General features: G+C 47.4%; 25 protein-coding genes and 1 other RNA gene. 4 read left to right on the top strand and 22 right to left on the bottom strand.

What is annotated here, in order from left to right; translation table 11 throughout:
* Position 1: 1 nt before the first annotated feature.
* From BM099_RS13925 to rsmI, 10 genes are all read right to left on the bottom strand, one after another.
* Complete coding sequence (locus tag BM099_RS13925; RefSeq protein ID WP_232349046.1) at positions 2 to 1441, bottom strand: UDP-N-acetylmuramoyl-tripeptide--D-alanyl-D-alanine ligase; 1440 nt, start codon at positions 1439 to 1441, stop codon at positions 2 to 4.
* Positions 1438 to 3048 carry a UDP-N-acetylmuramoyl-L-alanyl-D-glutamate--2,6-diaminopimelate ligase gene (locus BM099_RS13920; RefSeq protein WP_090728738.1) on the bottom strand — a complete coding sequence of 537 codons (1611 nt, stop codon included), beginning with the start codon at positions 3046 to 3048 and terminating at the stop codon, positions 1438 to 1440. The genes BM099_RS13925 and BM099_RS13920 overlap by 4 nt, the downstream gene beginning before the upstream one ends.
* Entirely contained in the window at positions 3045 to 4763 is a 1719-nt protein-coding gene (locus BM099_RS13915) for a peptidoglycan D,D-transpeptidase FtsI family protein (protein WP_090728737.1), read from the bottom strand. The genes BM099_RS13920 and BM099_RS13915 overlap by 4 nt, the downstream gene beginning before the upstream one ends.
* Positions 4753 to 5100, bottom strand: a complete 348-nt coding sequence (gene ftsL / locus BM099_RS13910) for a cell division protein FtsL (protein WP_090728736.1) — start codon at positions 5098 to 5100, stop codon at positions 4753 to 4755. The genes BM099_RS13915 and ftsL overlap by 11 nt, the downstream gene beginning before the upstream one ends.
* Before the next feature lie 93 nt (positions 5101 to 5193).
* Positions 5194 to 6135: a 16S rRNA (cytosine(1402)-N(4))-methyltransferase RsmH gene (rsmH, locus tag BM099_RS13905; RefSeq protein WP_090728735.1), complete on the bottom strand. Its 942-nt coding sequence runs from the start codon at positions 6133 to 6135 to the stop codon at positions 5194 to 5196.
* Positions 6136 to 6156: 21 nt separating this feature from the next.
* The gene (mraZ, locus tag BM099_RS13900; RefSeq protein WP_090728734.1) at positions 6157 to 6609 is read right to left on the bottom strand and encodes a division/cell wall cluster transcriptional repressor MraZ; all 453 of its coding nucleotides are present in this window, start codon (positions 6607 to 6609) and stop codon (positions 6157 to 6159) included.
* A gap of 431 nt (positions 6610 to 7040) precedes the next feature.
* Entirely contained in the window at positions 7041 to 8360 is a 1320-nt protein-coding gene (locus BM099_RS13895; RefSeq protein WP_090728733.1) for a surface lipoprotein assembly modifier, read from the bottom strand.
* A 6-nt stretch (positions 8361 to 8366) separates the two neighbouring features.
* Positions 8367 to 9266: a transferrin-binding protein-like solute binding protein gene (locus BM099_RS13890; protein ID WP_090728732.1), complete on the bottom strand. Its 900-nt coding sequence runs from the start codon at positions 9264 to 9266 to the stop codon at positions 8367 to 8369.
* Between the two features lie 469 nt (positions 9267 to 9735).
* An RNA gene (gene rnpB / locus BM099_RS13885) (RNase P RNA component class A) lies at positions 9736 to 10124 on the bottom strand.
* 36 nt (positions 10125 to 10160) lie between these two features.
* Entirely contained in the window at positions 10161 to 10997 is an 837-nt protein-coding gene (gene rsmI, locus BM099_RS13880) for a 16S rRNA (cytidine(1402)-2'-O)-methyltransferase (RefSeq protein WP_090728859.1), read from the bottom strand.
* Positions 10998 to 11030: 33 nt separating this feature from the next.
* On the opposite strand from rsmI, the gene BM099_RS13875 reads away from it, so the two are divergent.
* The 4 genes from BM099_RS13875 to BM099_RS13860 all read left to right on the top strand — a co-directional run bounded on the left by BM099_RS13875 (position 11031) and on the right by BM099_RS13860 (position 14563).
* Complete coding sequence (locus BM099_RS13875) at positions 11031 to 12950, top strand: penicillin-binding protein activator (RefSeq protein ID WP_090728731.1); 1920 nt, start codon at positions 11031 to 11033, stop codon at positions 12948 to 12950.
* Positions 12951 to 13011: 61 nt separating this feature from the next.
* The gene (locus BM099_RS13870) at positions 13012 to 13371 is read left to right on the top strand and encodes a YraN family protein (RefSeq protein WP_090728730.1); all 360 of its coding nucleotides are present in this window, start codon (positions 13012 to 13014) and stop codon (positions 13369 to 13371) included.
* Positions 13372 to 13386: 15 nt separating this feature from the next.
* Positions 13387 to 13974: an SIS domain-containing protein gene (locus BM099_RS13865; protein WP_090728729.1), complete on the top strand. Its 588-nt coding sequence runs from the start codon at positions 13387 to 13389 to the stop codon at positions 13972 to 13974.
* Between the two features lie 4 nt (positions 13975 to 13978).
* Entirely contained in the window at positions 13979 to 14563 is a 585-nt protein-coding gene (locus BM099_RS13860; protein ID WP_090728728.1) for a BON domain-containing protein, read from the top strand.
* A 35-nt stretch (positions 14564 to 14598) separates the two neighbouring features.
* Here the strand turns inward: BM099_RS13860 and BM099_RS13855 are convergent, their stop codons facing one another.
* From BM099_RS13855 to BM099_RS13800, 12 genes are all read right to left on the bottom strand, one after another.
* The gene (locus tag BM099_RS13855) at positions 14599 to 15003 is read right to left on the bottom strand and encodes a ClpXP protease specificity-enhancing factor (protein WP_090728727.1); all 405 of its coding nucleotides are present in this window, start codon (positions 15001 to 15003) and stop codon (positions 14599 to 14601) included.
* Positions 15004 to 15088: 85 nt separating this feature from the next.
* The gene (sspA, locus tag BM099_RS13850; RefSeq protein WP_090728726.1) at positions 15089 to 15721 is read right to left on the bottom strand and encodes a stringent starvation protein SspA; all 633 of its coding nucleotides are present in this window, start codon (positions 15719 to 15721) and stop codon (positions 15089 to 15091) included.
* 97 nt (positions 15722 to 15818) lie between these two features.
* On the bottom strand, positions 15819 to 16580 hold the full coding sequence (locus BM099_RS13845) for a cytochrome c1 (RefSeq protein ID WP_090728725.1): 762 nt from the start codon (positions 16578 to 16580) through the stop codon (positions 15819 to 15821).
* Entirely contained in the window at positions 16580 to 17827 is a 1248-nt protein-coding gene (locus tag BM099_RS13840; protein ID WP_090728724.1) for a cytochrome b, read from the bottom strand. Before BM099_RS13840 ends, BM099_RS13845 begins: the two co-directional genes overlap by 1 nt.
* Entirely contained in the window at positions 17827 to 18426 is a 600-nt protein-coding gene (gene petA, locus BM099_RS13835; protein WP_090728723.1) for a ubiquinol-cytochrome c reductase iron-sulfur subunit, read from the bottom strand. The genes BM099_RS13840 and petA overlap by 1 nt, the downstream gene beginning before the upstream one ends.
* Positions 18427 to 18697: 271 nt before the next feature.
* Positions 18698 to 19090: a 30S ribosomal protein S9 gene (gene rpsI / locus BM099_RS13830; RefSeq protein ID WP_090728722.1), complete on the bottom strand. Its 393-nt coding sequence runs from the start codon at positions 19088 to 19090 to the stop codon at positions 18698 to 18700.
* 13 nt (positions 19091 to 19103) lie between these two features.
* Positions 19104 to 19532, bottom strand: coding sequence for a 50S ribosomal protein L13 (gene rplM, locus BM099_RS13825; protein WP_090728721.1), 429 nt, complete (start codon positions 19530 to 19532; stop codon positions 19104 to 19106).
* A gap of 220 nt (positions 19533 to 19752) precedes the next feature.
* Positions 19753 to 20859, bottom strand: a complete 1107-nt coding sequence (zapE, locus tag BM099_RS13820; RefSeq protein ID WP_090728720.1) for a cell division protein ZapE — start codon at positions 20857 to 20859, stop codon at positions 19753 to 19755.
* A gap of 86 nt (positions 20860 to 20945) precedes the next feature.
* Complete coding sequence (locus BM099_RS13815) at positions 20946 to 21656, bottom strand: LrgB family protein (RefSeq protein WP_090728719.1); 711 nt, start codon at positions 21654 to 21656, stop codon at positions 20946 to 20948.
* Between the two features lie 2 nt (positions 21657 to 21658).
* A complete protein-coding gene (locus BM099_RS13810) occupies positions 21659 to 22015 on the bottom strand; it encodes a CidA/LrgA family protein (RefSeq protein WP_090728718.1) in 357 nt (118 codons plus the stop codon).
* A gap of 188 nt (positions 22016 to 22203) precedes the next feature.
* Positions 22204 to 22437, bottom strand: coding sequence for a hypothetical protein (locus BM099_RS20470; RefSeq protein ID WP_177201185.1), 234 nt, complete (start codon positions 22435 to 22437; stop codon positions 22204 to 22206).
* A 112-nt stretch (positions 22438 to 22549) separates the two neighbouring features.
* Positions 22550 to 22876 (bottom strand): IS66 family transposase (locus BM099_RS13800; protein WP_143083782.1); only part of this gene is annotated, 327 nt, incomplete at its 5' end.

Below are 22876 nucleotides of genomic sequence, written 5' to 3'. Positions count from 1 at the left end.
TTTACACCTCTTGCGTTAATAGGGTTACGATTTTGTCCATCCCGGCACTACGGGAACCTTTCACTAAAACAACCATATCTGAGTTCAACTGCGGAAGAATCGCCGCTACCAGGCTCTGCTGATCGGCAAAATGCTGCGCTTTCAGAACAACTCGTTGAGCATTGTCCCCGTCTATCATAGATACCTGTGCTGCTTGATAGCCCTCAACCGCTGCTTTACTCAAAGGGCCGACCGCTAATAACTGGTCTATCTTTTGCTCTGCTGCAAACTGTCCAATATCACGATGCATCTGCTCTGCACCCAACCCTAGTTCGCCCATATCACCCAATACCAAAACCCGTTCACCTTGTAATTCATGTAACACTTGAATAGCCGCCTTAACGGAACCCGGATTAGCGTTATAACTATCATCAATAACGCGACCGCCAGCGATACCCGGCAAACTGCACATCCGCCCTTTCACCGCCTGGAACTTCTCAAGCCCTGCCACAGCAAGTGACAAAGGCATACCCGCTGCAATAATTAAGGCAGCCGCTGCCAATGCATTCATGACATTGTGGCGCCCCATCACCTTAAGATGGACACGCTCGGATGTATCCGCATGCAACAGCGTAAATGCGTAACAACCATTCTCTTGCAACTGCAGATCAGATGCTCTCACATCAGCGTTTGGCGCATTCACAGCAAATGTCACCACTCTTTTGACCACGCCTTTTTCGCCGATACGCTCAAGCCACTGTTGGGCATGCTGGTCATCCAGATTAACAACCGCACACCCCTGCGCCGTTAGACCATCGTAAATTTCGCCTTTAGCTTTTACGACGCCCTGTAATGAACCAAAACCCTCGAGATGCGCACCCATGGCATTATTAACAAGCGCAATATCAGGATGAGCCAAACCCGCTGAGTAGCCAATTTCGTTGGGGCCGCTGGCACCCATCTCGATCACTGCGTAGCGCTCACCCGGCGAAAGCCTCAACAGCGTTAGAGGCACACCGATATCGTTGTTCAGATTGCCTTGCGTAGCCAATACCTGATCTTTACCGGCAATACCGGCAAGAATTTCTGCCAGCATCTCTTTCACAGTGGTTTTGCCACTACTACCGGTGATAGCAAATAAGAGTCCGTTAAAAAAGCGGCGATTATATTCTGCAATTTTACCTAAAGCGATACGTGTATCGGCAACAATCAGCTGAGGAACATCTAAAGCCAATTGATGATCAACAACCAGCGCGACAGCACCGGCAGTGATTGCCTGTTGAGCAAAATCATGCGCATCAAAACGCTCACCCTTAAGCGCTACAAACAGGTCACCTGGCTGGATGGATCGGGTATCCGTATTCACACGTGAAAACACAACATCCTGATGACACAATTTTGCATCCTTTTCATATGAGCAGGCATCCAGCAGCTCGCTGAGATGAATATTGTGCTTCATCATGCTGATTTGCTCCCCATCCATTTATCGGCTATCTCTTTGTCACTAAATGGATATTTAACGCCCATAATGTCCTGATAGTCCTCATGTCCTTTGCCTGCAATCAAAATAAGATCATCCGGCCCTGCGATTTGAATGGCACGACTAATCGCCGCCTCACGCTCAGGCAGCACAACCACCTGATCCGCCGCTGCAAAGCCTTGCATGATCATATTGATAATAGCGTCAGGATCTTCGGTGCGCGGATTATCGCTTGTCACCACAATCTTGTCTGCCAATTGTTCTGCGATAGCCGCCATTTCAGCTCTTTTTCCTGTATCGCGATCACCACCACAACCAAACACAACCCATAATTGATTCTGGCAATGCTTGCGGGCAGCTAGCAACGCCTTTTCCAGCGCATCCGGTGTATGCGCATAATCGATCACAACAGCGGGGCAGCCTGGCCGATTCAAGCATTCCATACGCCCGGGAACCGCAGACACTTGCGCCATTGCCACTTCGATCTGAGCAGAAGGTGTGTTCAACTGATGCAGCACAGACACGACTAATAACAAATTAGAGACATTAAAATCGCCAACAACCGGCGCGTCAAAATGAATATCCGCACCCGGCAGGCGTAACGCTAACGCTACCCCTTTAGGGCTGAGCAGCGCACTTTTTACAACGATGTCAGCTTGTTGCGAACCACTAACCTGAGCACTGTAACTACAAAAGGATTGACCGTTGGCAAGTAATTGCTCTGCCAGAGTTCGGCCAAACTCATCATCAGCATTCAAGACGATACGCCGGTGAACATCGCTGACAAACGCACAGTCAGCATCAACAGCACCTGACGATTTAGCGTGCGCTGATTCGCGCTTTAGAGGGATAAACAGTTGGGATTTGGCCGCTGCGTAGGCATCCATCGAACCGTGATAATCTAAATGATCACGGCTAAGATTCGTCAAGGCAACCACATCAAACTCGACACCCACAACGCGGCCTTGATCCAGCGCATGCGAACTGACTTCCATCACCACCGCTTTAGCACCCTGGGTATAGAAGTCTGCCAGCATCCGCTGCAAACTAATCGCATCAGGCGTCGTGTGGGTCGCGGTATTCAGTGCGCCAGGAAAACCGTTTCCGACCGTACCCAGCAGCGCTGTCTTTTGCCCTAAAGCTGCCAGGGCTTGAGCGATATAGTGCGCGCATGATGTTTTACCGTTGGTGCCGGTCACACCGATAATCGTCATTTTTTTGCTCGGGCTACCCCACATCAGCGACGCATAAACGCCGGCTTTATTAGCCAAATCATCAACTTGATACACAGGAATCGAAAACGACGCAAGTTCATCAACCTGCGTCGTTTGACGTTCAACAACGGCGGCCAGCGCACCAGCTGTCGCCGCCTGCTGAATAAAATCAATCCCACGATGACTGATACCATCGCGCGCAATAAACAGGTCACCGGCCTGCACCAATCGGCTATCAGATGAAATGCCTGTAACTATCACATCATCAGCAACCACATCGGTTAATTCACGCCCCGCCTCAACACCCAGCAACTGTTGCACAGATATAGGTATAGGTAGTGATGCAGGCTGAGATTCAGGAAAAGACGTTATCATTTCATCACCACCGTTTCCGTTGGCTTCTGCGGCCACTGGTCTGGAGCGACATTCAACAAGCGCAGTGCATTACTCGAAATACGTGAAAATACCGGTGCAGCGACTTCTCCACCGTAGTATTCCTGCCCTTTAGGATTATTAACCATAACCACAATCACAAAACGCGGGTCAGCCACCGGAACGATACCGGAGAAAACTGAGATATATTTATCATCCGCGTAACCACCCCGGGTACTCTTATGCACCGTGCCCGTTTTACCGGCCACCCGGTAGCCATAAACAGCCGCACGACGTCCGGTACCGCCTTTTTGCGTCACCGTTTCCATCATCCCGAGGACATTTTTAGCGACGCCCTTAGGCATGACCCGCGCCCCTTTAGCTTCCCCGTCAAGCTTTACCAGACTAACAGGTAAAGCCACACCCCCATTCGCCAAAGGCAAGTAGGCCTGTGCAAGCTGCAAAGGTGTGACGGACAAGCCATAGCCATATGACATAGTCGCGCGTTCAACTACGCGTTTAGCAGGATAATAAGGCAGACTTCCATTACGCTCTCCCGGAAAACCGGTACCGGAAGACTGCCCCAAGCCAACATTATGAAATAAATTGCGAACCGCATCTTCCTGTAAACTTAAAGCGATCTTGGTCGCGCCAACGTTACTTGATTTAGTAATGATTGAGGTCAGATCCAGCTTTCCATAATTGCGATGATCACGAATAGTGCTTCTGCGGATTCTGATATAGCCCGGCGACGTATCGATGATTGAGTCCATCGTGTATTTGCCGCTCATTAATGCTGCGGCAATGGTTAACGGCTTCATGGTTGAGCCCGGCTCAAACAGATCCGTCACCGCCCGGTTACGCAGCCCGTTAACATCAATTTTGCTGCGGTCATTCGGGTTATAGGAAGGCTGATTGACCATGACTAAAACCTCACCGGTATTAGCATCCAGCACCACAGCAGAAGCAGAGTCAGCTTTATGCGACTGCACTACAGCTTTCAATTCACGGTAAGCCATATACTGCAGTCGCAGATCGATGCTCAGCTGTATATCCCGTCCAGGCTTCGCTTCCTCTATCGACTTAATATGCTTGATGGTGCGCCCCAGACGATCTTGCATGACTAACTTGCGCCCGGTCTCACCACTTAACCATTCGTTATAGGCCAGCTCCATTCCTTCCTGACCCGCCCCCTCAATACCGGTAAAGCCAACCAGATGCGTCGACACTTCGCCAGCAGGGTAATAACGCTTGTACTCAACATCAACATGCACACCCGGCACTTTCAGCGTTTCAATCTGCCTGGCCAGCTCCGGTGTTACCTGACGTTTCAGATAGATAAACTGACGGCTGCTATCTTTTTCAAGACGAGCAACCAGGTCGCTTCGCTTCATATTGAGCAAAGAAGCCAACCTCACTAACCCCTGATGATGCGTATCAGCTTTACTCGGATCAGCCCAAATAGTTGCTACAGGCGCACTCACCGCCAGCGGCTCACCATTACGATCGGTAATCACACCACGGTGCGCCGGCGTCAGCATAGTCCTTAAGCTACGGGCATCCCCCTGGTTCTGTAAAAAAGCCTGATCAAGTGTATATAAAGACACTAATTTGCTAACGATACCGCCCGCAACAGCGAACAACAGCACGCCCACCAAAAGCAAACGCCAGCTACGTCCTGCAGACTCGACAATTGAGGTATCGTTATTATCGCTCATACTGAACAATCTCTATCATGGCCGGTTGCGGCGTCATCATATCAAGCTGTTTTCGGGCCACCTGCTCAACGCGGTTGTTAGTCCCCAAGGCGCTTTGTTCCAGCAGTAATTGTCCCCACTCCACCTGAAAGTCATCCCATTGTGCGATAAGAATTTGCTGCTGATTAAATAACAGCCGGTACTGAAATGCAGAATATGTCACAGCTAAAGCACTACAAACGATAACCACCACCAGGACAGCAATAACAAAAACCGGACGAACTAGCGCCTCAGCACCAAGAACAGGCTGTGCGTCATCCTCTTTGTTTCTGATCAACCATGCAGGCTTGCTAAACACTGTTGGTACCTTTTATTACGTTTTATTGCGTTATGTTTATGTCATATTTCATACAGTCGTAAGCTGCTTATTGCGCCAGAGCCAGGTGCCGCACTAGGCAATTTTTGTAGCAATACGCATCACAGCACTACGTGAGCGTGGGTTTTCATCCACCTCGGTTGCGCTGGCTTTTACCATTTTGCCTACCGCTTTTAAGCGCTGTTTCAACATGTCACTGGTCACCGGAATACTCATCGGCAAATGATCATCACCTTTCACATGCTTACGAATAAAGCGCTTCACTATACGGTCTTCTAATGAATGAAAGCTGATAATCACCAAACGCCCACCGACCTTTAATGAATCAAGCGATTGATCCAGACATTTTTCCAGATCTTCCAATTCACGATTGATATGTATGCGAAATGCCTGAAAAGCCCGGGTAGCAGGATGCTTGCCCTTTTCCCATGATGGATTGGCGTCAGAGATAATTTTTGCCAGCTGCGCGGTTGTCTCTATAGGCGCGATAGCCCGCGCTTCAACAACCGCTTTTGCCATGCGGCGACCATGACGATCTTCACCATAGGTATAGATCACATCCGCGATCTCATCCTGCGAGGCACGCATAATCCACTGCGCAACACTTTCGCCAGACGTAGTATCCATGCGCATATCCAACGGGCCATCATGCTGAAAACTAAAGCCACGCATCGGATCATCCAGTTGCGGAGAACTCACACCCAGATCCAGCAAAACACCATCGACCTGACCAAACATGTCACGATCGGTAACAAATTCCTGCAATCGCGAAAATGAACCATGTGCGATATCAAAACGCGCATCATCAGCAAAGCGGGTATGTGCACACGCGATCGCTTCAAGGTCTTTATCAATCGCCATCAATCGGCCAGTAGGCGACAGCTGATTCAAAACCAACGCAGAGTGACCGCCCCGGCCAAACGTACCGTCGACGTAAAACCCATCAGGATTCTGCACCAGTGCAGCCACGGCTTCATCAAGTAATACGGTAATATGCTGTAGCGATTCAGTACTCACAGAAAAATCCTGTTTAAATAGTTAAAGTGATAAATTGAGCAGCGAATCCGGCAACTGCTCAGCTTCGACTTCCTGTAAGTATCTGTCACGAGTAGAGTTCCAGTTATCCTCGTCCCAAATTTCAAACTTCCGCCCCTGGCCCAGTAAAATGGTCTTTTTACTCAGCCCTGCATAATCACGTAACAATGCAGGAATCAACAAGCGCCCATGGCTATCCATATCCAGGTCAGCAGCATGCCCGATAATTAAACGCTGCAGGCGTCGTGTAACTGAGTTGAGGCTGGGTAATGCATTAATTTTTTCTTCAATGATTGTCCATTCATCAATGGGATAGAGAAGTAAGCAGCGCTCTTCAGTATCAATCGTCATCACCAGATGTCCGGCACACTGAACCGAGATCATCTCCCGGTAGCGGGCTGGAATAGCCATACGGCCCTTCGCATCCAGGTTGACCTGATTAACACCACGAAACATCACCTATTCACCAAAATTCATCATAAAAACCCACTTTTATCCACAATTACCCACTACACACACTATAGAAACTACCCTTGTTTTTTGCAAGTGTGGAGAAGCGGCGACAAGCAGCTAAAAGCACGGAAAATAAGCATAAAATTGAAGAAGATTAAGACACAATTAATCGACACCTTATAAAGCCCTTACAATTCAGTCGATTAATTACAGACAGGAGAGGACACTAAACTTGTGGATACCTTTTTGAATAAGGAAGAAAAAACAGAGATAACATCAGATATGCCCGAAAACAGCCGAACCATTACCCGAAACCATTACCTGAAACTAACAAAACAAGTAACCATAAAAAGTTATCTTTAATTCGATAGATAATTAAGCGCGGGAGAAATCAGACCAAGGCTTGCGCGTTATTTTAACAAACAATGCCACTTTTAGTAACTTTCTTTAAAACTAAAAACCAAGCTAACTTTATCATATTCAAAAAACGCCAGAGTGGAGTCATTTTGTTCATACGTCACACCCACTTCGGGTTTATATCCGTAAGCGTTAATCTTTTTATGACTCAATAAGAAGCCAAGCTTCTGATTCGTGTCACGCCGCCGCTCACCGAAAAACGGATCAACATCTGCATATAAGCGTAACCCCAATGCAGCAGAAAGATTTACCCCCCAATCACTAACAGGCAGATCAAGCCCCAAAGATAAAGTGCCTTCGTCATAAGAATACGGATCTTCCCGGGCAATTGATTTTTCGACGGTGACACCACCATCAAGAAAAATACCGTTCTTCAATGGACGGGTAAAAACGCTAGCCACCCTATAGACATCCGCATCAAGGTGAGAAGCTCCGTCAACCTTTAACTTACCCACCCTCACTTCATGGCGAAAGCTAAACTGATCCACAATGCTTGGCGTATAAAAAACACTCAGGTAAGAAAAGTCATACTGCTTTTTTCCATTTTTACCTGAATATTCCACACCCGCTTTCGCTTTGATTTTTGGCAACAGCTCAAATGACGAAATAATCCCTACACTACCGACCAACCGATCAAACTCGCTTCCTGCAAAATCGGTAAACGAAACATTCAAAAGCGCCTGTGTACGCGCATCTGCTGATACAGGCAAGCCGCTATTCATATTCAGACGCAGCCCCTTTACTTCACGATTACCCAACGGCTGAACCACTTTAAATGCTTGCCCTGCAATATTAACCTCTTCATTTGAGGTAAAGTTTTCAGGGTTAGAGTCACTAATAAACGAAATATCAAATTTCACATAGCCAATATCATTATCTATTTGGTTAAGATATAAACGTATATTCTGCTTCACCGCCCAAGGGGTCTCTGTCTCAAAAAGCACTTCTTGAAATAAAGCTTTAGCGGAGTTGAATTGGCGATCCAGGAATAAAGCCCGCGCCAGCTCAAGCTTAACTCTCGGGCTGCTTGTTCGCTTTAACATCTCATAAAATATAACAATCGAAGCCTTATAATCACTCTGCTCCAGAGTAAGCAGTCCCATGACAAAAAGCTTTTGATAGGAATCCTCTAGCGAGCCCAGCAGAAAACCCTCTAGATAATACTGCGAAGAATAATACTGTGGAGAGTACTGCAGAGAGCCCTGCTCAGCCGAGGCAGCATCTAACACTGCACCCTCATTCACAGGAGCATCTTTCACGTCAGCGTCAGACGCCTGAGAATATTTCCCCATCGCCAATAATAATGAGACAGCACTTATCAGTGGCAAATATTTCATAAACGATTATTGACTGGCACCAAACCCACCTACATAGTATTCCACCCCTGCACCTTTAAGATCAAACACACCACCAAGCTCCTCTGCATTAGGGCCAAAAAAAGCGCCAGACGCCAACCCTGACAAGCCCAAACCAGGTGCCGTCACAGCCCCACTGAATGAGTTCACACCCGGACTGTAAGTCAGTGTACCGGACATATCCAACCCAGGAGCTGACGCAGTCACAACACCATTACTCAAATTATACAAATTGCTATCGGTTGTTGTGAAAGCAAGCGAGCGAGCAGAAAAATCAGATGCAACTGAAACCATTCCCTCAACAAAATTGCCATTGCCAGCCTGATTCGTATAAGCCCCGAGCAATTTACCTGTAAATGTTGACGTACCAACGACTGGCAACGCTGGCCCTTCAGTTTTATAACCTGCGCTGATCGCGCCAACAGTCCCGGCGCCTAACCCAAAGCCCGTTCTCCACGCACCAAATGTTTGATAATCCCACTCACCGGACAACACGGCAGCAAACGTGGCGGCAGTATCTTCAAAAATAGTTTGCCTGGGGTAATTAGGCACTTGTCCAAAACTATCACCGCTGGCCGCGCTCCATGTGAACGTTGAATGAGGGGTAGTAATGATCAATTTCTTCAAGACTTTATTTTCAAAAATCAACTCAGTCGTTGAGGTATTGACAATCCCCATAGGGCTAACGGATGTCGCGATATTACCGGTAGATGTATAGTCAACCTCTGCAGACATAGCTTCCAACACCACTGACTTATTCTCACCCAGTATTGGATAGCCACCCGGCCCAGTCGTTTTAACAGAAGAGCTTCCCCCTCCACCACAACCCACAAACAACACAGACGTCGCCAATATGCTTAACGGTATAAATAATTCCTTCTTTTTCATACATTGCCCCTGACAATTATCAGACCCACTTTCATGGCGAAAAATAACATGTGTAACATATCGCAAATCATGTACAGGAAACGCCCAAATGCAAAAACACTACTTTTAGCAACAAAGACAGCCAGACACTTCACCATAGTCATGAAAATTAACGCGAATCATTAATACATCCAAGCAAGCCAAGCTATCTAAAAAGTATCGCATACTTGAGCAGAGGATATACAGAAAAGACTCATTTTGTTTAAGCCTCAGATAATCAAAAGTAAAAGATATTATATATAAAACACCTCGTAACCTAGGCGACATAAGGTGTACTTCACTAAGCATCGCTAGCCGACTATCATTTATTAGCGAACAAACCAAACAACGAATATTGTTACGTAGGAAGCTTTATCTGAAAAAAAGAAACTGAAAAGAAGAGATTTGGAAAAACAGCTGTTAAAAAAGAAATCACAAAAAGAAGGTAAAAATTAAGAGTTCGCCTATAAGCCGGGTTTTGTAATAGACAGTCATTCATCTGGGACGCACATCACTATACGCCTCAAGCAACCTACCCGGATCCGGTGCGGGTCACACCTATATGGATCCCTATTTGGTCTTGCTCCGAGTGGGGTTTACCATGCCGTGGAATGTTGCCACCCACGCGGTGCGCTCTTACCGCACCCTTTCACCCTTACCGTTATCCGAAGATACTAGATCTAAAGATACTTAGGCGGTCTGCTCTCTGCTGCACTTTCCGTCGGCTTACACCGCCCAGACGTTATCTGGCACTCTACCCTTTGGAGCCCGGACTTTCCTCCCTCTCACTGGCTTACAACAAGTGCAAACAAGCAAGACAGCGACTGTCCGGCGAACTCTTGGGCGCAAGGATACCAACAATCAGACGAGAAGCAACTACTTACGCGACAAAGCCTCCTGATAGAGTGCATTCTTCTTTTCACCGGTGATTTTTGCCGCCAATGCAGCAGCCTGCTTCACAGGAAGCTCTTCTAACAAAATACCCAGGACTTTAAGCGTCTCAACGGAAAGGCCCTCTTCCTCTTGCACTTCAACACCCTGAATCAATACAACAAATTCACCTTTTTGCTGATTCGCATCCTGCTTCACCCATTCCAGCAAAGCCTCCACCTTATCACCATGGATCGTTTCAAACGTTTTGGTGAGCTCACGCGCCAACACCACATAACGATCGGCACCCAACACCTCGATCATATCCTGCAAAGAATCAAGAATCCGATGTGTCGATTCGTAATAAATGACGGTGCGGGTTTCAGCAAGAATTTCAGAGAGCTTCTGCTGACGTCCCGAACGCTTAGCCGGCAAAAAACCCTCAAACATAAAACGGTCAGTGGGCAGACCGGAGGCACACATCGCGGTAATGACAGCACAACAACCTGGCACAGGCACTACTTTATAACCGGCTTCGCGCACACCGCGCACAACGATAAAGCCAGGATCTGATATTAAAGGCGTACCAGCATCAGAAATCAGCGCAATACTGTCGCCAGCAGCCAATTTATCCAGTATTGTCTGCAGTCGTTGGCGCTCATTATGATCATGCACTGAAATCATCGGTGTTTTAATGTTAAAGTGCGCCATTAAACGGCCACTGTGTCGTGTATCTTCAGCTGCGATCAAGGCGACGGACTGTAAAACGTCCACCGCACGGGGTGTCAAATCTCCAAGATTGCCGATAGGCGTGGCTACAACATAAAAAACCGCGTCAGACATAATTTTTCCATCCATCATCAGGGTGATAAGTATATGATGATTTTGAAACGCCTGTCTCTAACTGTTGCCTTAACCAGCCTTATTGCTGGCTGCGCAATGCCACCGACGTCACCGCTAACTGTGAGAGATAGCCAGTCAACGACGGCTTATCAGGAAGCAGATATCGAGTCATTGCTGGCCCAGGCAGGTCAGTCAATGCCTATACGTGCAGCCGAACTCAGGTTGCAGGCCGCGCAATTACTCATAGCACAGGGTGATACAGAGCGCGCGACACAAATCCTCAGCGATATTGATACGTCCATATTACCTCCCGGTTTGCAATTCGCTGTCATCAGACTGCAAACCCAGCAGGCACTGGACAACAACGATGCTGAGCAAGCACTCAGCTATCTTGCCTACATGCCATCACTCAGCACCCTGGCCGAAGATGATGTATTACTATCAGAACGCCTCTTTGCCGATGCATACAACCTCAGCGGGCAATCATTGGAAGAAGCAAAAATTCTGATCGAGAGCACCGACTACATTCAGGATCCGACCGAACTACAACGTTTGCATGACCGTATCTGGCAAGCACTCCAGTCAAGCCGCGATGAAAACCTCTACATAGCCCTGCAGCAACCGAATAACAGCTACGTACTGCAAGGCTGGCTCGAACTGGCACAAGCCGCACGCACAATTGCCGATGTCACTGCGCAGACGAACAACATCGAAAACTGGCTAAACCTGTGGGAAGCTCATCCGGCAGCACAACTGATGCCAGAAAACCTCACAGCACCACAAGATATTGTGCTGATTAATGTCGCCCGAATTGGTGTCCTTCTACCTACATCCGGCTCACTGTCATCCGCAGGCAAGGCAATCCAGGATGGCATTACTACCGCGCACTACGCCAGCCAGGAGCGCGGCATGGCTCCCGAGTTGTTTTTCATGGATAGCACCCAGTACGTCACTGCGGATGAAATCATTCTGGCAGCACAACAAAGAAATCTTGAACTGGTGATCGGCCCTCTGGATAAAAGCATGGTCAAATCACTCGCAGAATACGGCCCACTGCCGATTCCATTTTTAGCGCTCAACTACACAGACGAAAGCGCCGCCAATCTTTACCAGTTTGGCCTTTCTGCAGAAGATGAAGCACGCGATGCGGCGACCCAAGCCATTAATGCAGGCAAACGCTTTGCACTGATTCTGACACCGGATACCGACTGGGGTAACAGAGCAGATCAGGCGTTTGCCGACACCTTTGAGTCACTCGGCGGTACGGTTGTTGCGCGCACATCATTTACTGCGGACGCCCTCAATCAGGATATTGCCCAGGCTCTCAAGACGGACGAAAGTAAAGAAAGAGCTAAAAGCCTGAGACGCGCGACCGGCTTAAATTTTGAGTTCGAAGAGCGACGCAGGCAGGATGCAGACGTCATTCTGCTCTCAGCCCGGCCGCAAGATGCCCGTCTGATAAAACCGATACTGGCCTTCTATTTTGCCGGAGATTTACCTGTTTACGCTACGTCGCAGGTTTATTCAGGCGCGCCCAATGCCAGAGCAGACATTGACCTGAATGGCGTCATGTTTGGAGATATACCCTGGGTGTTATCCGCCCCCTCTGACAACAGACGCGCACTCGATGCTATTCGCGACAACACCGACACCCGCTTTGGCAGGCTGTATGCCCTTGGCATAGACGCCTATAACCTCTACCCGTACTTACAACAACTCAAAGCAACGCAAGGGACCCGCCTCAAAGGCGAAACAGGACAACTGGCACTGACCGAGGATAACAAGATAAACCGCCACTTACAGTGGGCTATCTTCGAGAACGGCATGCCAAAAACGATTGAACTGACAAGTGAGCAGACTTTCGAATACAGAAGCGAATATAGACCCGAAGAGAGCAGCGAAGAGAGAACTGAATACGCAGATGAACCAAGCACTCAATACAGCACAGAATAGAGAACTAAATAGAGAGTCGAATAGAGAGCTGAACAGAGAAGCGATTTAACAGAGACAAATCATGGACAAACAAACACGCGGCAAGGATGCCGAACAAAAAGCATGGCACTGGCTAATTAAGCACGGCCTGAAACCCGTCAGCAGAAACTATTTGTGCAAACTGGGCGAAATTGACCTGATACTACTGGATGGCGCCACTCTGGTTTTTGTAGAAGTCAGATACCGCGCCGACAAACGCTTTGGCGGTGCAGCCAACTCAGTAACAGCCAACAAACAACACAAGATCATTCGCACAGCGCAGCACTTTTTAATGACACATAGCCAATTTCAGCAACATAACTGTCGATTTGATGTCATTGCTTATGAAACTCCCTCTGAAGAAAACAAACCAATGTGGTATAAAGACGCCTTCAGACTTTAAGACCGGAACCAATACATGGAACTTGAAGAGCGAATTGTCAATCTTTTCCACAATTCGATGGACACCAATGCGCATACCATTGAGCAATATACACCCATGATTGCGCATGCCAGCGAACTTATGCTCGCCAGCCTTGCCAATGAGTTAAAAATTGTCTGCGTCGGTAATGGCGGCTCATCTGCACTGGCACAGCACTTCTCGGCACTATTGCTGAGTCGCTTCAGGAATGAGCGCCCCGGGTTACCCGCCATCACCGTCGGGGCCGACAGCGCAGTACTTACCGGCATAGCAGAAGAAAGCAGCTTTAGTGAGGTCTACTCAAAACAGATTCGGGCCATAGGACAACCAGGCGATGTCCTGCTGGTTATCTCTAACCAAGGCCGCTCAAACAGCCTGGTACAAGCCATACAGGCCGCCCACGACCGTGACATGGTCGTTGTCGCAATAACTGGTCATGATAGCAGCAATATTTCTGCACTTTTAAGGCCACACGAAGTCGAAATATGCGTTCCTTCTGATGACAATGCAATGATTTACAGTGCACACTTACTGGTGCTGCATTGTTTATGTGATTTAATCGAATACCAACTATTTGGAGCCTGATGCTATGAACAACACTTTGCTGAAATGTATTACAACGGTTTGTATTCTGGGTACGCTATCAGGCTGCTCTAACCTGATTAGTGCCACCCGCGAAGAACCTATCCGCGACGACCAAGGCAGCCGGACGCTTGGCGCCTACATAGAAGATGAAGTCATTGAAAATAAAACCCTGGTCAATATCAACAAAGGATCTGCTGTCGTCAAAGACTCCCATATCAGCGCTACCAGCTACAACGGCATTTTGTTACTCACAGGCCAGGTTCCGAACGAATCAGCCAAACAGGAAGCAGAACAGATAGCGATGCAGACCAGAAAAGTTCGCAAAATCCATAATGAATTAGAAATTTCCGGCCCGACATCCAGCATAGTGCGCGCGAATGACGCCTACTTAACCAGCCGTATAAAATTACAATTGATCGCCGATAAAACGATCGATGGAACCCGCATCAAAGTCGTGACAGAAAACAGCTCAACTTATTTGATGGGATTAGTCACAGAAAAAGAAGCAAACAGCGCTGTTAACATCATAAGAACCATCCCTGGTGTACAGCGTATCGTGAAGGTTTTTGAGTACATACCTTACCGCTAAACTCTTATTGACCAGCTCAGCTTAACAAAGCTATTTTATTTAACGACCTTTAACGACGGCCGCCCAGATCCAGGTTTGGGCGGTTCCGGATTTTCCGGCTCTTCGTGCTCAAGCGCGTAATATTCAGCCCCCGGCTCCATGCCAAACCCCATACCTGCTCCATGCTCACGCGCATACACTGCCAGCACGGCGGCCATCGGCACATAAATATTCATCGGCACACCGCCAAAACGCGCACTAAAGCTAATAGCCTCATCATCTAACACAAAATTCTGAATCGCCGAAGGGCTGATATTCAACACAATCTGACCATCAGAAATAAACTGCTCAGGCACCATGACGCCCTTTACAGCAACATCCACCGCCATGTGTGGAGTACAATCATTGTCAAGCAACCATTCCTGTAAGGCTTTTATCAGGTAGGGACGACTAGGTTTCATAAACACTCCAACCATCAACGTAAAGCATAAAAAAGGGATGATATCATCATCCCTTTCTGAGTAAAATTATCCATCGGATCTAATACTAGTCGCGCATTTCGCGCTCTGCTTCCGACAAACTTTCACGGAAAGACTCACGCTCAAACAGACGCCCCATATATTCATAAAGCGATTTGCACTGCGCTTCCGGGAGATCAATACCCAAATATGGCAAACGCCATAGTAATGGAGCAAGACAACAATCAACCAGCGTGAACTCTTCACTCATGAAGTATGGCTTTTCAGCAAAGATTGGCGAAATAGCGACCAAGCTATCACGTAACTCTTTACGTGCTGTTTCAACTTCATCATCTGTTGATTTCGCAGAGACCAAAACATCCACATGCTTACACCAATCTTTCTGGATTCGGTGCATATACAAACGACTTTCTGCGCGCGCAACAGGATAGACAGGCAACAACGGCGGATGAGGAAAACGCTCATCCAGATATTCCATCATTACGTTTGGCTCATAAAGAACCAGTTCTCTATCCAGGAGAGTAGGCAAGCTATTGTAAGGATTCAAACCTGCCAGATCTTCAGGAAGATCCTCGACATGACAATCAATCACGTCAACCGCTACCCCTTTCTCCGCTAATACAATGCGGACGCGATGGCTGTAATGATCAGCGCCATCAGAGTAAAAGGTCATGGAAGAACGTTTAGCCACAACTCCCATCAATATATCCCCATATTACTTACTGTAGAAAATAAAGAAGCGCGGCCTGAGACACAGGCCGCGCAAAAGACGATTCTAACAGAATTACACTGTCAAATCAGTGAACATCTTTCCAATATTCTTTTTTCAGTGCATAAGCAACGAAGAAGAACAAGAACAGGAAGATCAACACGTTTGTACCGATACGATGAGAGTCCAATTTAGACGGCTCACCGATATAGGCCATAAAGTTAACCAGGTCATAAATAGTTTTATCAAACTCGGCTGTTGTCTGCTGTCCTGCCTGAGCGATAGTCATACAACCACCCATCGCTTTACCGGTCAGCGGATCAATCTTAACTTCATGATGCAGTGCTTCTTCAGGTGTACAGTGATTTACCTGCTCACCCTGCAAATACTCCAGCACGTTAGGCATACCCACATCAGGGAAAACCGTGTTGTTCACACCCCATGGACGCGACTCATCTTTGTAGAAACTACGCAGATAAGTGTAAATCCAGTCAGGCCCACGCAAACGCGCTTCCAATGTCAAATCAGGTGGCGGAGTACCAAACCAGCTCGCACCGTCTTCCTTGAACATGGCGTTTGTCATCTGCTCACCTACTTTCTGGTCACCCAAAAGCAGGTTCTCTTCAACCAGATTAATCGGCATACCCAAATCTTCGGCGGCACGCTGATAACGCTGATATTGCGCCGAGTGACAACCCAGACAATTGTTAACGAATACCTGCATACCTCGCTGCAATGAAGCCTGGTTATGCAGATCCACAGCCATGTGATCCAGTTTTGGGCCTTCACCAGCAGCAAAACTTGCCAATGGAAACAGCGCAATAACGAATGCAACCAAATACTTTTTCATTATCCTGTAACCCTCTCTGGTACTGGTTTGGTTTTCTCCATCTTGGTGTAGAACGGCATTAAGAAGAAGAAAGCAAAATAAAGTGCAGTACAGATCTGAGCTACCAACGTACGTCCAGGAGTCGATGCAACGACACCCAGGTAACCCAGAATCACAAAGCTAATCGCGAAGACGGCCAGTGCCACTTTGCTCATCCAGCCTTTGTAGCGCATAGATTTAACCGGGCTACGATCCAACCAAGGAAGAACGAACAGAATAGCAATCGCACCACCCATTACTACGACACCAGGGAACTGCGACGCAGCAATTGGCGGAATCGCACGCAACATGGCGTAGAACGGCGTGAAGTACCAGACAGGCGCAATATGCGGCGGCGTTTTCAGCGGGTTAGCCGGCTCAAAGTTGGGCGCTTCAATTAAGTAACCACCACCTTCAGGGAAGAAGAATACAATAATACAAAAGACAAACAGGAAGACAACAACACCCACAATGTCTTTCACTGTGTAGTAAGGGTGGAATGGAATTCCATCTTTCGGCACACCGTTTTCATCTTTGTTTTCTTTAATTTCGATACCGTCTGGGTTGTTAGAACCCACTTCATGCAACGCAATGATGTGCAACACAACCAAAGCCAGCAATACGATAGGTAATGCAATAACATGCAACGAGAAGAAACGATTCAACGTAACACCTGAAATCAGATAGTCACCACGAATCCATTCAGCCAGTTCAGGCCCCACAAAAGGAACAGCCTGGAACAAAGATACAATTACCGCAGCACCCCAATAAGACATCTGACCCCATGGTAGCAAGTAACCCATGAAAGCTTCTGCCATCAGCGCCAGATAGATAGCCATACCGAACAACCAGATCAATTCACGTGGCTTACGGTAAGAACCGTACATCATGCCGCGGAACATATGCAGATAGACCACACAGAAAAATGCAGAAGCACCGGTTGAATGCAGGTAACGCAACAGCCAACCGTAATCAATATCCCGCATGATGTACTCAACTGAAGCAAACGCACCTTCCGCAGAAGGGTTATAGCTCATTGTCAGCCAGATACCGGTAATGATCTGATTAACCAACATCAGCATCGCTAACGAGCCGAAAAAGTACCAAAAGTTAAAGTTTTTTGGTGCATAGTATTTTGATAAGTGGTCTTCCCACATAGCAGTCGCAGGGAAACGGTCATCGACCCATCCCATAAAACCGCCTTTTCCTTTATTACGGTAACCAGCCATTATGCGCTCTCCTGATCGATACCAATAATGAGGATATCATCGCCGTCATATTTATGAGGCGGTATCACTAAATTCGTCGGAGCCGGTGAGCCTTTATAGACACGGCCTGATAAATCAAAACGAGAGCCGTGACACGGACAATAAAAACCACCTACCCAATTAGCATCAAAATCTTGTGGTCCAACCTCAGGCTTATAGCTAGGAGAGCACCCTAAATGGGTACATATACCGACTAATACTGATACATCAGAGCGGATAGCACGACCCGCATCCTTAGGAATATAATCAGGCTGCTGAGGCACTTCCGAATTTGGATCCGACATGTTGCCCGGATCAATGCTATTCAGGTTGGCTAACGCTTCTTCACCACGTTTGACAACCCAGACTGGCTTTCCACGCCACTCAACTATCATTTGCTGCCCTGGTTCCAGCTTGCTGATATCAGCTTTAGCTGGTGCACCGGCAGCTTTCGCCTTGGCACTTGGATTCCAGGAAGCCACGAACGGGACAGCAGCTCCTACAGCACCCACTGCCCCAACGGCAGAAGTGGCACCTATTAGAAGCCGACGCCGACCCTTATTCACGCCGTCATTGCTCATCAAGTATATCCCCCTTGCTCGGCCAGGCTATTTGCTTGTACAAATAATCACCAACCGTTCAGTATAAAAAATTCACGAAATCAGGTTCTGTAAAATGGCCCAAATAGTAAAGAAAATACCCCTATCTTACAAGGTGAAATATCCCTTCTGAGGTATCTATAAGACTAAGTATTGACCTGATACAGGGACCTGATAGCAGATAAAAAAAAACGCCCGGGGCATAAGAGCCGCGAGCGTTTTCCAAATTGCATGCCGGATGACCGGCAAACAATTAACGTTTAGAGAATTGTGGTTTCTTACGTGCTTTACGCAGACCAACTTTCTTACGTTCAACTTCACGTGCGTCACGGGTAACAAAACCAGCTTTACGCAGTGCAGGACGCATAGTTTCGTCGTATTCCATCAAAGCACGAGTAATACCGTGACGGATAGCGCCCGCCTGACCGAAATTACCACCGCCTTTAACAGTAACGAAAACGTCAAATTTTTCCAGAGTTTCAGTCAGCTCTAATGGCTGACGAACGATCATACGTGCAGTTTCGCGACCGAAGTAAACTTCGATAGTACGATCGTTAATAGAAATGGTGCCTGTACCAGGACGCAAGAAAACTCGGGCTGTAGAAGTTTTGCGACGACCTGTACCGTAATACTGAGTAGCTGACATTATCTACTTCCCCTTAGAGTTTCAGTTCTTGAGGCTGCTGAGCCTGGTGTGGATGTTCGGTACCTGCATACACTTTCAATTTAGTGTACATAGCACGACCCAAAGGACCTTTAGGTAGCATACCTTTAACAGCCAACTCAATTACTTTCTCTGGCTTGTTAGCGATCATTGTTTCAAAGTTAGCCTGTTTCAGACCACCTGGAAAAAGGGTGTGATGGTAGTACATTTTAGCTTTACGCTTGTTACCAGACACATGTACTTTTTCTGCGTTTACTACAACAATGTAATCGCCAGTATCAACGTGAGGGGTATATTCTGCTTTATGCTTACCGCGCAGACGTCGGGCAATTTCAGTAGCCATACGACCAAGAGTTTTGCCTTCTGCGTCAATTACATACCAGTCGCGTTTTACTTCAGCTGGCTTAGCAACAAAAGTAGTCATCGATTGTTCGCCTATAGTTAAATTAAGTCTGGAAACACTGCCGCTTTAAAAACAACATGCGCCCGACTTACCTTATAATTATTGGTTGTTTTGAGCTGTAAAACAGCAAAAAACAACGTACGAGACTTCATCCTGAAATGAAGAGCGCGAATTATAGTCAAAAACGCCCTTCAATGCGAGTGCCGCAGCACACTATTTTCAGGATAAATGAAGAATAATCTTACGCCTTATGCGCTTTAGCCAAATAGTCGTGAGACTGCATCTCAAGCAAGCGACTTTGCGTGCGCTCAATCTCAAAAGACAACCTGCCACCCGTATAGATCTCATGGATAGGCACAGCCGCAGAAACTATCAACTTCACACCACAATCATAGAATTCATCCACCATATTAATAAAGCGGCGGGCTGCATCATCATTCTTCGTGCCCAGCTGCGGCACATTAGAAATCAGTACAGCATGGTAGATTTTTGCCACTTCAATATAATCATTCTGCGACCGGGGCCCTTCACATAAGGCTTTAAAGTCAAACCAGACAACATCTTCACAGGTACGCAAAGACGGTATACCACGGCCGTTAATATCGACCATCTCACTCTCAACCACTTCCTCTATATCAGGCACCAGACTCTCAAAGCTGGTATTCAGGCTTTTATCAGCCTCCTCACCCAACGGGTGATAATACAACTCAGCCTGTTCCAACGCGCGCAAGCGATAATCGATCCCGCCATCAACATTGACTACTTCAGTATGCCGGTTCAGTAATTCTATAGCGGGCAAAAAGCGCGCCCTCTGCAAACCGTCTTTGTATAAACCATCAGGCACAATATTAGACGTTGCCACCAGCGTCACACCATTTGCAAACATCTGCTCGAACAAGCTGCCGAGAATCATCGCGTCGGTGATATCAGAAACAAAAAACTCATCAAAACAGATAATACGGGTTTCACTTGCATACTTTCTGGCAATTTCCGTCAACGGGTTTTTCGTACCGTCCAACAAACGCAGATCAGCATGCACACCCTGCATAAAGCGATGAAAATGCGTCCGTCTTTTACGCGTAAAAGGCAAGGTCTCATAAAAAATATCCATCATATAGGTCTTACCACGACCCACACCACCCCAGAAATAAAGGCCTTTAACCGGTGTTACTTCCTGCTTTTTGAACTTCCCACTTAAACGCTGCATCAATGTCTGAGGCTGAACCTTTTCAGCCGCAACCAGATCATCATATAAGCGCTGCAGATGGCCGATAGCATTCTCTTGTGCCGGATCATAAGAAAAATCATCACGCAGCAAATCTTTTTTATAACGGTCTAGTGGATTCATTTTCCAACATCATCCTAAATCAGTAGGCACAAAACACAGGAGCGCACTCTACCCAGCCGCTCCCATTCTGAAAATTCAACAATAGGCTAAATAAGCCCCATCAACGAGATAACCACCGGCAACAAAAAGGCCGTTAACAGCCCCGTCATACCCATAGCCAACCCGGCAAAAGCCCCCGCCACCGCACTCACTTCAAACGCATACGCCGTGCCAAAACCATGTGCAGACAAGCCCAGCGAAAAACCTTTAACGGCATCATCTTTAACACCAAGCAGCTTAAATATCAGCGGCGATAACAAGCAACCCATCGCCCCGGTAATCAAGACAAGGCCGGCCGCCAGCGAAGGAAAACCACCTATCTTCTCAACAATACCAATAGCAATAGGCGACGTGACCGACTTTGGCGCTAATGACAACAACACCCCTGTCGGTAGATCAAACAGCAAACCCACCAGCAGCACCGAAACAATGGCGCTCACAGCACCGGTGACACACGCCACTAGCAGAACCAACCACATAGTCTTAATGCGCTCAAAGTGATCAAACAAAGGAACCGCCAGAGCAACCGTAGCCGGCCCCAGCAAAAAGTGAATGAACTGAGCACCTTCAAAATAGGTTTCATAACTGGTTTTGGTCAACAGCAAAAAAGTAATAATAATAGCCATGGCTACCAACACCGGATGCAACAGCGGCGTACCACCGGAGCGCTTATTCAACGCAGTGGCAAACATAAAAACCGCCAGCGTGACGATCAGCCAGAATAATGGCTTAGCTGCAAAATATACCCAAAACTCCATGGCTATGGCTCCCCGGCAGAGTTATTTAATTTACCCACCAAGCGAAACACCAGCACGGTCACTAACATAGTGATCAAGGTACTGACGAACAGAGCAACCAAAATAGCCAGCCAGTATTGGGAGATCATCTCCAGATGCACCATCAAACCAACACCGGCAGGTACATACAACAAAGCCAGATGTCGTAACAAACCTTCAGAAACAAGCCGCACAGAATCAGGTGTTCTTTTAAAAACAATCAGCGCCAGCAACAACAAGACCATACCCACAACCGGCCCCGGTACAGGCATACCAGTCACCAACACCAACAACTCACCCAACAACTGACAGAGCAGCAGTGCCAAAAAGCCATTAAGCATGGGGATACCTCATTCGATAAACGCAGTCAGTAAAAGAGTGGCGTATTATAAAGCCAGAGAAGACATTTAACTACCGCAGTGCAACAAAACTTCTATTTCGGGGACAGTTTACTTAATTCGCTATTTCGGGGACAGTTTACTTAATTAGCCTACTTTTAGGCCCTGGTTTTTACTATTCCGGGGACAGTTTACTTAACTCCCCTACTTTTAGGCCCTGGTTTTCCTTTATGCAAAATACGCTTTGTCTGTCGCTCAAGCTTATTCAAAAAATCATCTGTTCCCCCAGGCCTGCCCGTACGCGTGTACTCGCGGATACGTTGTTGCATATCGATATTTTCATCAGCCCCAAGGTACTCTCGCCAATCACTGACTCTATCCAACATCGGATTGACCGAAACAAGCGCATCATCTTCACCCCTCAAATGGGCTTGCGTGCTTGACCACACCCAATCTTCAGGCGTCTGACACAGTCGAGCCTTAACAGGATTTAGTTCAACATACCTAACAGCAGCCAACAGAGTAAGCGGCCGGTTATCACACCTTGCTAATAACCGCCGACGTCCAGTTGTGCGGTAGCAATTCACCAATGACATTGTTCTTCTGCGTTGGCAGTCTCGTCAACACATCTTTCAGGTAGGCATACGGATCGTGCCCATTCAGTTTGGCCGACTGGATCAGTGTCATTACCGCTGCCGCACGTTGACCACTTCTCAGTGAACCCGCGAACAGCCAGTTCGAGCGACCCAGCGCCCACGGGCGTATCTGGTTTTCCACCCAGTTGTTGTCGATGGGCACCGCACCATCCTCCAGATAGCGCGTTAGCGCTTTCCAGCGTTTAAGGCTGTAATCCAATGCTTTGGC

The organism is Neptunomonas qingdaonensis, from assembly GCF_900113275.1.
Classification (GTDB): Bacteria; Pseudomonadota; Gammaproteobacteria; order Pseudomonadales; family Balneatricaceae; genus Neptunomonas; species Neptunomonas qingdaonensis.
Note: the sequence above shows the minus strand (reverse complement) of the source record. Positions and strands in the feature narration are given on the sequence as shown.